This is a genomic window from Sphingopyxis sp. CCNWLW2 (assembly GCF_037095755.1).
Lineage (GTDB): Bacteria > Pseudomonadota > Alphaproteobacteria > Sphingomonadales > Sphingomonadaceae > Sphingopyxis.
On record NZ_JBAWKJ010000001.1, the window covers coordinates 2,113,103 to 2,125,903 of the forward strand.

General features: G+C 64.4%; 10 protein-coding genes. 9 read left to right on the top strand and 1 reads right to left on the bottom strand.

Features of this window, described 5'->3' with window-relative positions; all coding sequences use genetic code 11:
- Positions 1 to 57: 57 nt before the first annotated feature.
- From V8J55_RS10110 to V8J55_RS10135, 6 genes are all read left to right on the top strand, one after another.
- Complete coding sequence (locus tag V8J55_RS10110) at positions 58 to 1,788, top strand: IlvD/Edd family dehydratase (protein WP_443030816.1); 1,731 nt, start codon at positions 58 to 60, stop codon at positions 1,786 to 1,788.
- Positions 1,785 to 2,645, top strand: coding sequence for an SMP-30/gluconolactonase/LRE family protein (locus tag V8J55_RS10115; protein ID WP_336445472.1), 861 nt, complete (start codon positions 1,785 to 1,787; stop codon positions 2,643 to 2,645). Before V8J55_RS10110 ends, V8J55_RS10115 begins: the two co-directional genes overlap by 4 nt.
- 66 nt (positions 2,646 to 2,711) lie before the next feature.
- Positions 2,712 to 3,857 (top strand): aldose epimerase family protein, encoded by a 1,146-nt coding sequence (locus tag V8J55_RS10120; protein WP_336445473.1) that lies wholly within the window; start codon positions 2,712 to 2,714, stop codon positions 3,855 to 3,857.
- A 1-nt stretch (position 3,858) separates the two neighbouring features.
- Positions 3,859 to 4,989: an endo-1,4-beta-xylanase gene (locus V8J55_RS10125; protein ID WP_336445474.1), complete on the top strand. Its 1,131-nt coding sequence runs from the start codon at positions 3,859 to 3,861 to the stop codon at positions 4,987 to 4,989.
- 115 nt (positions 4,990 to 5,104) lie between these two features.
- Positions 5,105 to 7,819: a TonB-dependent receptor gene (locus V8J55_RS10130; protein ID WP_336445475.1), complete on the top strand. Its 2,715-nt coding sequence runs from the start codon at positions 5,105 to 5,107 to the stop codon at positions 7,817 to 7,819.
- Complete coding sequence (locus V8J55_RS10135) at positions 7,819 to 8,766, top strand: family 43 glycosylhydrolase (RefSeq protein ID WP_336445476.1); 948 nt, start codon at positions 7,819 to 7,821, stop codon at positions 8,764 to 8,766. The genes V8J55_RS10130 and V8J55_RS10135 overlap by 1 nt, the downstream gene beginning before the upstream one ends.
- On the opposite strand, the gene V8J55_RS10140 is transcribed toward V8J55_RS10135, so the two are convergent.
- The gene (locus V8J55_RS10140) at positions 8,763 to 9,482 is read right to left on the bottom strand and encodes a FadR/GntR family transcriptional regulator (protein ID WP_336445477.1); all 720 of its coding nucleotides are present in this window, start codon (positions 9,480 to 9,482) and stop codon (positions 8,763 to 8,765) included. The genes V8J55_RS10135 and V8J55_RS10140 overlap by 4 nt on opposite strands.
- Positions 9,483 to 9,693: 211 nt before the next feature.
- Between V8J55_RS10140 and V8J55_RS10145 the strand changes: the two genes are divergently transcribed.
- The 3 genes from V8J55_RS10145 to V8J55_RS10155 are packed head-to-tail and all read left to right on the top strand — an operon-like array spanning position 9,694 to position 12,777.
- Positions 9,694 to 11,277 (top strand): sodium/sugar symporter, encoded by a 1,584-nt coding sequence (locus tag V8J55_RS10145; RefSeq protein ID WP_336445733.1) that lies wholly within the window; start codon positions 9,694 to 9,696, stop codon positions 11,275 to 11,277.
- A gap of 13 nt (positions 11,278 to 11,290) precedes the next feature.
- Positions 11,291 to 12,163 (top strand): 2-dehydro-3-deoxygalactonokinase, encoded by an 873-nt coding sequence (locus V8J55_RS10150; protein ID WP_336445478.1) that lies wholly within the window; start codon positions 11,291 to 11,293, stop codon positions 12,161 to 12,163.
- Positions 12,160 to 12,777 carry a 2-dehydro-3-deoxy-6-phosphogalactonate aldolase gene (locus V8J55_RS10155; RefSeq protein WP_336445479.1) on the top strand — a complete coding sequence of 206 codons (618 nt, stop codon included), beginning with the start codon at positions 12,160 to 12,162 and terminating at the stop codon, positions 12,775 to 12,777. Before V8J55_RS10150 ends, V8J55_RS10155 begins: the two co-directional genes overlap by 4 nt.
- The last annotated feature ends 24 nt before the right edge of the window (positions 12,778 to 12,801 follow it).

The following is a 12,801-nucleotide window of genomic DNA, read 5'->3' on the forward strand; positions in this document are numbered from 1 at the left end:
TCGAAGCGGCCGGCACTCAGGTCGCGGTCGTGGTTCGACAATCCCGACAATCCCGACATGACCGCGCTCTATGTCGAGCGCTATCTGAACTATGGCCTGTCGCTCGAGGAGCTGCAGTCGAACCGGCCGATCATCGGGATCGCGCAAACGGGCAGCGACCTTGTGCCGTGCAACCGCCATCACATCATCCTCGCCGATCGGGTGAAGCAGGGGATCCGCGACGCGGGCGGCATCCCGATCGAATTTCCGGTGCACCCCATTCAGGAAACGGGCAAGCGGCCGACGGCGGGACTCGACCGCAATCTCGCCTATCTCGGTCTCGTCGAGACGCTTTATGGCTATCCGCTCGACGGCGTCGTCCTCACCATCGGCTGCGACAAGACGACCCCGGCGTGCCTGATGGCTGCGGCGACGGTGAATATCCCCGCGGCCGCGCTGTCGGTGGGGCCGATGATCAACGGCTGGTACAAGGGACAGCGCACCGGGTCGGGCACGATCGTGTGGAAAGCGCGCGAGATGCTCGCGGCGGGCGAGATCGACTATAAGGGCTTTGTCGAACTCGTCGCCTCCTCGGCGCCTTCGACCGGCTATTGCAACACGATGGGCACCGCGACGACGATGAACAGCCTGGCCGAAGCGCTGGGCATGGCGTTGCCGGGATCGGCGGCGATCCCCGCGCCCTATCGCGACCGCCAGGAATGCGCGTGGCAGACCGGCCGCACGATCGTCGAGATGGTCCACGCCGATCGCAAGCCCTCCGACATCCTGACCCGTGCCGCGTTCCTCAACGCGATCAAGGTCAACGCCGCGCTCGGCGGTTCGACGAATGCGCCGATCCATCTCAATGCGATCGCGCGGCATATCGGGGTCGAACTGACGATGGACGACTGGCAGCGCGAGGGCGAGGATGTTCCGCTGCTCGTCAACCTGCAGCCCGCGGGCGAATATCTGGGCGAGGATTTCTATCGCGCCGGCGGCGTTCCGGCGGTGATCGGCGAACTGCTGCGCCAGGGGCTGCTCGACGGGAATGTGCTGACCGCCAACGGCCGCACGCTCGCCGAGAATTGCGGCGAAGCCGTGACGCAGGACGCGGCGGTGATCCGGCCGTTTGAGTCGCCGCTTCGCGAGGATGCCGGGTTGATGGTGCTGAGCGGCAATCTGTTCGATTCGGCGGTGATGAAGGCGAGTGTGATCTCCGACGCCTTCCGCACCCGCTATCTGTCGGACCCCGAACGGCCGAATGTCTTCGAAGGCCGTGCGATCGTTTTTGACGGGCCCGAGGATTATCACGCGCGCATCGACGATCCGGCGCTCGGCATCGACGAGGACTGCATTCTTGTCATTCGCGGCGCCGGGCCGATCGGCTATCCGGGCGGCGCCGAAGTCGTGAACATGCAGCCCCCCGTCGCGCTCATCAAGCGGGGGGTCCACACCTTGCCCTGCATCGGCGACGGGCGGCAGTCGGGCACGTCGGGCAGTCCCTCGATCCTGAACGCATCGCCCGAGGCGGCCGGCGGCGGCGGGCTGGCGCTGCTGGCGACGGGCGACATCATTCGCGTCGATCTGGTCCGCCGCACCGCCGACATGCTGGTCGACGACGCCGAGCTTGCCGCTCGGCGGAGCAGACTCGAACAGGCGGGCGGCTATGCCTATCCGGCTTCGCAGACCCCGTGGCAGGAGATTCAGCGTCAGCTCGTCGGTCAGTTCGACAGCGGCGCCGCGCTGGAGGATGCGACCAAATTTCAGCGCCTCGCCCAAAATGCCGGCCTGCCGAGGGACAGCCATTGAGCGCTTTCGCGATCGTCGAGAGGGATACGCGCGACCGGCTGGGTGAGGGGCCTTTGTGGTCGCCGCGCGACAATGCGCTCTATTGGGTCGACATCCTCGGCTGCGCGCTTAATCGGCTTGACCTCGCGGGCGGGGACGTGACCCGCTGGACGCTCGCCGAGCCGATCGGCTGGGTGATTGAACGCGCGCCGGGCGATGGTTTCATCGCCGGTTTGCAAAGCGGTTTCGCCGAGCTGCGGCTCGATCCCTTCACGGTGGCGCCGTTTCACGACCCCGAGCCCGACCTGCCCGCGAACCGGATGAACGACGCCAAGGCCGACGACGCGGGGCGCATATGGGCGGGGACGATGCCGTTCGATTGCGAGGGCGCGAGCGGAAGCCTCTACCGGCTCGATCCCGATCGCCGCGTCACCCGCGTCGATACCGGCTACACGATCGCGAACGGCCCCGCGCTGATGCCCGGCGGCGAGCATCTGTTCCATACCGACAGCAAGCTGGGGCACGTCTATCGCTACCGCATCGCCGACGACGGCAGCCTGCACGATCGCATCATTTTCCTCGATTTCGCCGATAGCGACGGCACCCCCGACGGCATGACCTTCGATGCCGAAGGCGGGCTATGGATCGCGCTCTGGGGCGCCGGCCGCATCGAGCGCTATGCGCCTGACGCCAGCCTCGACCGCAGCATCGCGCTGCCCGCGTCGCAGCTCACCAGTTGCGCCTTCGCGGGCGCCGATTTGGGCCGCCTGTTCGTCACCTCGGCCGCCGAGGACGACGGCGAGTCCCCGCACGCCGGTGCCTTGTTCGAGGTCGATGCCGGCGTCCGGGGTTTCGCTCCACGGCAGTTCGCAAGTTAATTATCATATTAAACGGCTTTACTCGCAAAAGGGTGCGTGATAGACCATGAACAGGGAGAGATCACAATGAAGGCGAAGCTTGCGGCATCGCTCGCAATCGGGGCGGCCGGCTGGGCGATGGCCCTTGCCCCCGCGGGCGCGGCGGAAACGCAGCGAAAGCCCTTTGGCGCCCTTCCCGACGGACGGCAGGTCGAGGCGGTGACGCTGACCAACGCCAAGGGCGTCTCGGCGACGATCATCAGCTGGGGCGCCGCGATCCAGGCGCTGATGATGCCCGACAAGCAGGGCAAGGTCGCCGACGTCCAGCTCGGCTATCCGACGATCGACGGCTATCTCGCCAAATCCGAATATTTCGGTGCGACCGTCGGGCGCTTCGCCAACCGCATCGCGAAGGGCAAGTTCAGCCTCGACGGCAAACAGTATCAGACCCCGGTCAACAATATCGGCAATTCGCTGCATGGCGGTACCGCCGGTTTCGACAAGGTGTTGTGGGAAGTTGTCGAGGTAAAGAAGGGCGACACGGCCTCGGTCACGCTGCGCTATGTCAGCCCCGACGGCGACCAGGGCTATCCGGGCAAGCTTACCGTGCTGGCGACCTATTCGCTCAACGAGAAGAATGAGCTCGGCATCGAATATCGCGCGACGACCGACAAGCCGACGATCGTCAACATCACCAACCACGGTTATTGGAATCTCGCCGGCGAAGGGTCAGGGCAGGGGGCGATGGGGCATGTGCTGACCATCCTCGCAGCGGCCTATACCCCGGTCGACGAAACGCTGATCCCGACCGGCATATTCCAGCCCGTCGCGGGCACGGTGTTCGATTTCACCAAGCCGCACGCGGTCGGCGAACGGGTGCGCGACGCGAGCGATCCGCAAATCGTGACCGGCAAGGGCTATGATCATAATTTCGTCGTCGCGAAGACCGTGTCGAAGACGCTGCGCCAGCTCGCCCGGGTCGAAGAGCCCGTTTCGGGCCGCGGCTTCGAGCTGTGGTCGAACCAGCCCGGCGTGCAATTTTATTCGGGCAACTTCCTCGACGGCACCGTCGTCGGCAAGGCGGGCAGACTCTATCGCCAAGGCGATGCGATCGTGCTCGAGCCCCAGATTTTTCCGGACACGCCGAACCAGCCCGCGCTGGGCTCGGCTCGGCTGGCCCCGGGCGAAACCTATATAAACAAGATGGTTTACCGTCTCTTTTTCGGAGAGTGAGATGCTTCGTACGTTGATGGCGCTCGTCTGCGCCGCGCTGTTCCTGATATCGCCCGTGCATGCCGCCGAACGCTGGACCAAGGCGCAGGCGCACAGCTGGTACGAGGCACAGCCCTGGCTCGTCGGCGCCAATTACAACCCCGCCACCGCGATCAACCAGTTCGAGATGTGGCAGGCAGAGACCTTCGATCCCGCAACGATCGACAAGGAGCTCGGTTGGGCGTCGGCGATGGGCATGAACACGATGCGCGTCTATCTGCACAATCTGCTCTGGGAGAACGACCCCGAGGGGCTGAAGCAGCGGATGGACCAGTTCCTCGCCATTGCGGCGAAGCACAAGATCAAGCCGATATTCGTGCTCTTCGACAGCTGCTGGGACCCGAACCCCGTTGCGGGCCCGCAGCATCCGCCGATCCCCGGCGTCCACAACAGCGGCTGGATGCAGGCGCCGGGCGCCGCGCGGCTTGCCGACAAATCGCAGCACGGCAAGCTCGAAGCCTATGTGAAGGACGTCGTCGGCCGTTTCGCGAACGACGACCGCGTCCTCGCCTGGGACGTCTGGAACGAGCCGAACAATGACGGCGGCGGCAATTACAAACCGACGCCGAACAAGAAGGCGATGGTTGCCGGCCTGCTCGGCCAGGTCTTCGACTGGGCGCGCAGCGCGAAGCCGAAACAGCCGCTGACCAGCGGGCTGTGGATCGGCGACGAATGGTCGGACGTGAACAAGCTCGATGCGGTCGAGAAAATTCAGGTCGCGCAGTCCGACGTCATTTCCTTCCACGACTATAATTGGCCCGAGACGTTCGAACGCCGCGTCAAGCAGCTTCAGGTCTATGGCCGCCCGCTGCTGTGCACCGAATATATGGCGCGCGGCAATGGATCGACCTTCGACGGCTCGCTGCCGCTGGGCAAGAAATATGGCGTCGCGATGATCAACTGGGGCTTTGTCGATGGCAAGTCGCAGACGCGGTTGCCGTGGGATAGCTGGAAAAAGCCCTATACCGGCGATGAGCCGACGATCTGGTTCCACGAGGTTCTGCGCAGCGACGGCACGCCGTATCGCCAGGCTGAAGTCGACCTGATCAAGCGGCTGACCGCCGCGCCGAAGGGTGTCGTGCCCACAAAATAGCGCGCGTCCGATCCTTCAATTTTTTGTGCTTAAATAATTTGTATTACAAATAAGATATTTCAAATCAACAAGATCGGGTGAAACACCACCTGGCAGCTCTATGGGGAGACGACCGATGAAGACCAGATTGTTCATGTTTACGAGTGCGTCGATGGCGGCCTTGCTCGCATCGGCGTCCGCCGCGGCGCAGACGTCGGACGAGCAAGTCGAAACTGGCAGCGTGGCCAGCGAAGACACCGCGGCGACCGATCGCGAAATCGTCGTGACCGGCCAGCGCGCCAGCCTGCAGGCGGCTCGCAACATCAAGCGCAATTCGGACCAGGTGGTCGAGGCGATCGTCGCCGACGACATCGGCAAATTCCCCGACTCCACCGTGGCGGCCGCTCTGCAACGCGTTCCCGGCATCCAGACCGTCAACGGCTTCAACAACGAGGTCGTCAGCCCGCTCGTCCGCGGCATCGGCGATATTTTGACGACGCTCGACGGGCGCGAGATCTTCACCGGGGTCGGCCGCGGCTTCGCCTTTCAGGACCTGCCCGCCGAGGCGCTGGCGGGGGCCGAGGTTTATAAATCGAACTCGGCCAACCTGCTCGAAGGCGGAGTGGCCGGTGTCATCAACCTCAAGCTGCAGAAGCCGTTCAACTTCAAGGAAGGCGTCAGCGTCGCGCTCAACGCGCGCGGCAGCTATGGCAAGGAAGTCGACAAGTTCAGCTATACGGTCGGCGGACTGATCAGCGGCCACTGGAATGTCGGCGACGGCGAGTTCGGTGCGCTCCTCAACATTTCCTACTCGGATCAGAATTTCAACCGGCCGATCTCGTTCAACTGCGATCCGCGCTCGGGCTCCAACGGCCCTCCGGGCGCCGCGGGGATCGTACTGCCGACCTGCGTCGGCGGGCTGACCGACACCGGCGGCTATCGCCGCCCGCAGGCCAATCTTGCGCTCCAGTGGAAACCGACCCCCGAACTCGAGCTGTATGTCGATGGTCTCTACAGCGGCTATCGCTCGCGCTTCGCCACCAATTTCATCTTCTCCGATATCTTCGCGGCGCAAAACATCACCAACGCCGTCGCGGGCGACGAATGTTTCACGGCGCAGGTCGACGGCGGGGGCTTCCCGACCCGAAATGGCGGGACCAACCAGAATCTGTGCCTTGGCGAAAGCGCGACCTTCAACAATGTCCCCGGCCTGACGAGCACCCAGGCCAAGCGCGACAAGACCGACCAATGGCTGATCGCGGGCGGCATGCGGTATGATAATGACCGCATTCATTTCGACACCGATCTTTCCTATTTCGACACGACGTTCAAGGCGCGCAACATCATCGTCGATATCGGCAAGACGATCCCCGCGGTGAATGTCACCATCAACGACAATGGGCATGGCACGACCGTGATGACGGGCGATCCGCTGAGCGATCCCAATGATTTCCGCTTTGCGAACAGCCTGTTCCAGGACATCAACACCTCGAAAAGCTCGCTGAAGGCGTGGCGGACCGACTTCAGCTACGACGTCGAAAGCTTCATCGACCAGATCCAGCTCGGCTTTCGCTATGCGGACCGCAAGGCGTCGTTCGAAGGCTTTGCCGGCGGCCCCGCCGCGCCCGGCGGCAACCGTGTCACGCAGGTCAATTCGGTCGGGCTGCCTTCCGATTTCCTGATCCTGTCGCCGGCGTCGATCCCGTTCATCAACAACGGGGCGAACTGGTACACTCCCGATCCCGACTTCCTGCGCGAAAACACCGACCTCCTGCGCCAGCTCTATGGCGCGCCGACGGGCGACCCGGCGCCGGACCCGTCGCGCAGCTACCGCGCGAACGAAAAGACGATGTCGGGCTATGCGCAGATCAAATATGCCGCCGACCTTGGCGGTGACATGCTGGTCGACGGCCTTGTCGGGGTGCGCTGGGTAACGAACGACCGGGACCTGCAAGGGACGGGCCGGGTGAGCGGCGTGCTGACGCCTGTCCGGCGGTCGAGCACCGAAACCGACTTCCTGCCGAACGCCAGCGTCCGGCTGAAGCTGACGCCCGAACTCCAGCTCCGTGCGACCTATGCCAAGACGCTGTCGCGCCCGGCGTTCGGCGATCTCAACCCCGGCCTTTTCTATCAAGTGCCGAACAACGCCAATATCCGCCCCAACGGCAATGGCGGGAATCCGGATTTGCGGTCGCAGAAATCGGAAGCGTGGGATGCGACCGCGGAATATTATTTCGGCCCGTCGAGCTATGTTTCGGCCGCCGTTTACTACCGCGAGATCAAGGATCGCGTCGCGATCGGCGTCGAGCCCGAGGTTATCGACGGCATCACCTATAATATCTCGCGTCCGCGCAACTTGGGCGGTGCCCAGTTGAAGGGTGTGGAAGTCAGCGGACAGATGTTCTTCGATTTCCTGCCCGAAGGGCTCGACGGGCTCGGCATGTTCGGAAACTTCACCTTTGCCGACAGCAAGATCAAGACCCCGACCGATCCGCTCGTCGGCGAACCGCTGCTCGGCGTGTCGAAATATAGCTATAATATCGGCGGCCTGTACGAGAAATACGGCTTCACCGCGCGCGTCGTTTACACCTGGCGCGGCAAGTTCAACGAGGGCCTGTTCGGCGGCGGCTTGCTGGTGCCGGGCGACGGCGCGAAGTTCAACCGCGTCAAGGCGAACGGCCGGCTCGATTTCTCGGTCAGCTATGACATCAACGAGAATCTGGCGCTCAGCGTTGACGGCGTGAACGTCCTCAAGAGCAAATATTACAGCTATTTCCACACGCCGGGCTTCCCGCACGACATCCGCGTCGACGACAGCTTCTATGGAGCGAGCCTGCGCGCGCGCTTCTGATGATATCCTCCCGCCGTCGGTGGGCGTGGGCGGCCGCGGTAGCGATTTCGCTGCCCGGTCCGGTCACGCCCGCCGAGCTTTCGGGGCCGCAATCGCTTGCCGGGGCCGACCCGCATGCGGTGGCGATCGGCGACGAACTATGGATCTATCCGACCGACGGCGGCGGAGGAGACCGGCTGTCGGCCTGGACGACGCGCGATCTGCGGCATTGGCGGTTTCGCGGCGTCATCCTGCGCCGTGACGCGATCGGTTGGATCGACGATGACGGCGCGCCTCGCCACCATCTTTGGGCACCGGCGCTGATCGCGGCGAACGGTCGCTACTATCTCTTCTATTCGGTCGGTCCGCAAAACCCGACGCCCAGCCGGATCGGCGTCGCGGTCGCCGATCGGCCGGAGGGCCCGTTCGCGGACTCGGGCCGCCCGCTGCTCACGGGCGATGCGGGGTTCGAGGCGATCGACCCGATGATATTCCGCGATCCCGCGAGCGGCCGTTTTTACCTCTACGCCGGCGGCAGCGCCGGATCGCGCCTTCGCATCTATCGGCTGGCGGACGACCTGCTTTCGATCGTCGACGAGGTCGCGACCGAACAGCCGCCGCATTTTACCGAGGGCGCCTTCATGCACGAACGCGCCGGCATCTATTATCTTTCCTACAGCCACGGCGCCTGGAACAGCGCGGGCTATTCGGTCCATTATGCGACCGGCCCTTCGCCCGCCGGCCCCTGGCGCTATCGCGGTGTACTGCTGCAGTCCGATGCGGCCTATCAAGGCCCCGGACACCACAGCTTCGTTCGCGACCCCGCCAGCGGCGACTGGCTGATCGTTTATCACCGCTGGCCGACGCGCGACAAAAGCGCGCCGTTGCAGGGCAAGCGCCGTATAGCCGTTGAGCCCGTCCGTTACGCGTCCGACGGGGCGATCCTGCCGATCGCCATGACCGACTAGTCTTCGCTCGTTTCGATGAGGTCGAGGACGTCGCCGATGATCTTCTTCATCGCCTTGCGCGCGCGGTCGGGATTGCGGCGTACGATCGCCTCGCTGACCGCCGCATGGTCGGCGACACTCGCCGAACGGCCCTTGATACGGTTCGTGAAGCGGATCGAACTGCGGAGCGCCGTGGTCACGACGTCGCGGAACTGGACGAAAAAGGGGTTGCCCGACGCGCGCAGGATCGCGACGTGAAAGGCGATGTCGGCGTCGAGCGTATCGTCGAGTCCGCGCTCCGCCGCTTCCATCCGCCGGAGTCCGGCAAGGATCGGCTCGAGCTCGGCATCGCTCGCATTGGCGGCGGCGAGCGCCGCCGCCTCGGGCTCGATCGCGACGCGCAGCTGGTTGAACTGGCGCAGCAGGTCGACCGAAAATTTGCGTTCAAGAAGCCAGCGCAGGACGTCGGTGTCGAACAGGTTCCACGTCGTCGCGGGCTGGACGATCGTGCCCTGGCGCGGGCGCGCGCTGAGCAGGCCCTTGGCGGTCAGCATCTTCACTGCCTCGCGCGTCACCTGCCGGCTGACGCCATGCTGCTTCGCCAGCTCGGCCTCGGTGGGAAAGGGCTCGTCTTCGTAAGCGCCGATGACGATCGCGCGGCCCAGCGCATCGAGGAGGCCATAGGTGAGGTTGCGTCCCAATCGGGTTCGCAGTTCCGCCGGATCGCCTGGTTGCACGCTTTTCCCTCTCTTGCCCGCACCGCCGGAAAAGGCGCTTCGCGGTATCCCGTCCCTCGCGGGCTCACTCGCACTTTGTATCGCCCGCAGCTAGGCTCTAGACAAGTGGCATAGATCATATAAATATAAAGTCCTATAAATCGTATAAATAGACGATCGCGCTTTTTCGGCGCGGCGTTTGCGGGACACCGCGGGAAAGGGGATGCCGAATATGACGCTGACGACGCTCGATGTGATGGTGATCGTCGCATATGCGATCGGGATTTTTGGGCTCGCGCAGTGGGTCAGCCGCGAAAAGGGCGGCAAGGCCAAGGACAGCGCCGACTATTTCCTCGCGTCGAAGAATCTGCCCTGGTGGGCGATCGGCGCGTCGCTGATCGCCGCCAATATTTCGGCCGAGCAGATCGTCGGCATGTCGGGATCGGGCTATGCGATCGGTCTGGCGATCGCCTCCTATGAATGGATGGCGGCGCTCACCTTGCTGATCGTCGGCAAATTTTTCCTGCCGATTTTCATCCGCAACGAGATTTTCACGATGCCGCAGTTCCTCGAACAGCGCTACGGCACCAACATCCGCACGCTAATGGCGATTTTCTGGCTCGCGCTCTACATCTTCGTGAACCTCACATCGATCGTCTGGCTGGGGTCGATCGCGGTCAACAAGGTGGCAGGGGTCGATCAGGATGTCGCGCTGTTCGCGCTCGGCGGCTTTGCGCTGCTTTACCAGCTCTACGGGGGGCTGAAGGCGGTCGCGCTCACCGACATCGTCCAGGTCACCTTGCTCGTTCTCGGCGGTCTGCTCATCTCGGGCATCACGCTCAGCGAAATCGGCGGTGACGCGGGGCTGATCGGCGGCTTCAGCCGCCTGACCAGCGAACTGCCCGGGCACTTCGACATGATCCTGACTTCGGACAATCCCTTCTACAAAGATCTGCCCGGCATCTCGGTGCTGATCGGCGGAATGTGGATCGCGAACCTGTCCTATTGGGGGTTCAACCAATATATCATCCAGCGCGCGCTCGCGGCGAAGAGCTTGGCAGAGGCGCAAAAGGGCATCGTGTTCGCGGCCTTTCTCAAGCTGCTGATGCCGGTGATCGTCGTGCTGCCGGGGATCGCCGCGGTGATGCTTGCGCCCGACCTCGCGAAACCCGACGAAGCCTATCCGACGATGATGCGGCTGCTGCCCGCGGGCATATTGGGGCTGGTCTTTGCGGCGCTGATGGCCGCGGTGGTGGCGTCGACCGCGTCGAAGATCAATTCGATCGCGACGATCTTCACGCTCGATCTTTATGCCAAATTCTCGCCCGCGCATGCCGGCGAACGGAGCGAGGCGGGCGAGAAGAAACTGGTGCTCGTCGGGCGCGTGGTCGCCGTGGTCGCGACATTGCTCGCGCTGATCACGGCGCGCCCCTTGCTCGGCGGTTCGGATCAGGCGTTCCAGTTCATCCAGGAGTTTTCGGGCTTCTTCACTCCCGGCATCACGGTGATCTTCCTGCTCGGCCTGTTCTGGAAGCGCGCAAGCGAGGCGGGCGCGATCGCCGCGGCGGTGGCGTCGGTCGGTTTCTCCTATCTGTTCAAGCTGCTCGCGCCTTCGATCCCGTTCATGGATCGCATGGGGATCGTATTCCTGATCGCGCTCGCGCTGGCGGTGGGCCTGTCGCTGCTGATGCCGGCCACCGCCGACAAGGACCGCATCACGGCCGAAGGCGTCAGTTTCCGCACGACGACCAGTTTCAACGTGGCAAGCGGCGCGGTCATCGCGATCCTGATCGCGCTCTATGCGACCTGGTGGTAGGTCGGACGGGCGCATGGACGGACATTTTCTCGCCATAGACTGGGGCACCACCAACCGCCGCGTGTACAGCATCGACGCGGGCGGCGCGGTGATCGAAACCGAGCGCGACGACCGCGGCGTGCTGGCGATTGCGCCGGGCAGTTTCGATGCCGAGGCGGCGGGTATTCGCGCGCGCTTTGGCGATGTCCCGATGCTGTGCGCCGGCATGGTCGGATCGAAGCGCGGCTGGCACGAAATTCCCTATGTGCCGGCGCCCGCCGATTTTGCCGCCATCGCGCGCGGCACGCAGTGGATCGACGCGCGGCGCACCGCGATCGTCCCCGGCGTGTGCCGCCTCGACGACAGCCGCGCCGACGTGATGCGCGGCGAAGAGGTCCAGTTTCTCGGCGCGCTCGAGGCGGGGCTGGTGCCCGACGAAGCGATGCTCTGCCAGCCCGGCACCCATTGCAAATGGGCGCGGGTCGCGGACGGCCGCCTCGTCGATTTCACCACGACGATGACCGGTGAATTATTCGCGCTGCTCAAGCAGCACAGCCTGCTGGCCGATCTGCTCGACGGCGATGTCGGACCGAACGAGGGGTTCCTGGCGGGCGTCCGTCAGGCGCACGGGCAGGATCTGCTGTCGCTGCTCTTCTCCGTCCGCGCGGCCCGCCTGCTCGGGTCGCTGCCGCTCGAGCAAAGCGCGTCTTTTACCAGCGGATTGCTTATCGGCAGCGACGTCCGCGCGCGCCTCACCGACCCGTCGGAGCCGGTGCATGTGCTTGCCGATGCCCATCTTGGCGGGCTTTACCGCTGCGCGATCGAGGAACTGGGCGGCTCGGCGATCCTCGTCGATAGCCATGCCGCCTTTGTCGCCGGCATCACCCGAATCTGGAAGGAGCTATGATGGATTTCGCTTCGGCGCTGGCGCAATGCCCGCTTATCGCCATTCTCAGGGGAATCCGGCCGGAAGAGGCGGCGGCGGCGGGCGAGGTGCTTGTGGATTCGGGGTTTACCCTCATCGAAGTCCCGCTGAATTCGCCCGACCCACTGCGCAGCATCGCGATACTGGCTGGCGCGGTCGGCGATCGGGCGGTCGTCGGCGCGGGGACGGTGTTGTCGTGCAGCCAGGTGACTGACGTCGCCGCGGCGGGCGGGCGGCTCATCGTGTCACCGAACACCGACGCCGCCGTCATCGCCGCGACCGTGGAAGCGGGCCTCGCGTCGGTTCCGGGTTTCCTCACCCCGTCGGAAGCGTTCGCGGCGCATGCGGCCGGGGCGACGGCGCTGAAATATTTCCCGGCCGAAGCCTCGTCCCCCCAAATCTTGAAAGCGCTGAAAACGGTCTTGCCGCCGGATGTCCCCGTGATCGTCACGGGCGGCATCACCCCCGATAAATTGGCGCTTTGGCGCGCTTCGGGGGCGACGGGCTTCGGGCTGGGCGGCGCGCTCTATCGCCCCGGGATCGCGCTCGGCGATCTGAAACGGCATGCCGACGATTTCGTCCTGGCGAGCCGTTAAAGTCCATATCGACCGGACGGCTTC

Coding starts and splice junctions, on each gene's coding strand:
- V8J55_RS10110 (WP_443030816.1), top strand. CDS start 58: ATGACCGCGCTCTATGTCGAGCGCTATCTGAACTATGGCCTGTCGCTC.
- V8J55_RS10120 (WP_336445473.1), top strand. CDS start 2,712: ATGAAGGCGAAGCTTGCGGCATCGCTCGCAATCGGGGCGGCCGGCTGG.
- V8J55_RS10125 (WP_336445474.1), top strand. CDS start 3,859: ATGCTTCGTACGTTGATGGCGCTCGTCTGCGCCGCGCTGTTCCTGATA.
- V8J55_RS10130 (WP_336445475.1), top strand. CDS start 5,105: ATGAAGACCAGATTGTTCATGTTTACGAGTGCGTCGATGGCGGCCTTG.
- V8J55_RS10135 (WP_336445476.1), top strand. CDS start 7,819: ATGATATCCTCCCGCCGTCGGTGGGCGTGGGCGGCCGCGGTAGCGATT.
- V8J55_RS10145 (WP_336445733.1), top strand. CDS start 9,694: ATGACGCTGACGACGCTCGATGTGATGGTGATCGTCGCATATGCGATC.
- V8J55_RS10150 (WP_336445478.1), top strand. CDS start 11,291: ATGGACGGACATTTTCTCGCCATAGACTGGGGCACCACCAACCGCCGC.
- V8J55_RS10155 (WP_336445479.1), top strand. CDS start 12,160: ATGATGGATTTCGCTTCGGCGCTGGCGCAATGCCCGCTTATCGCCATT.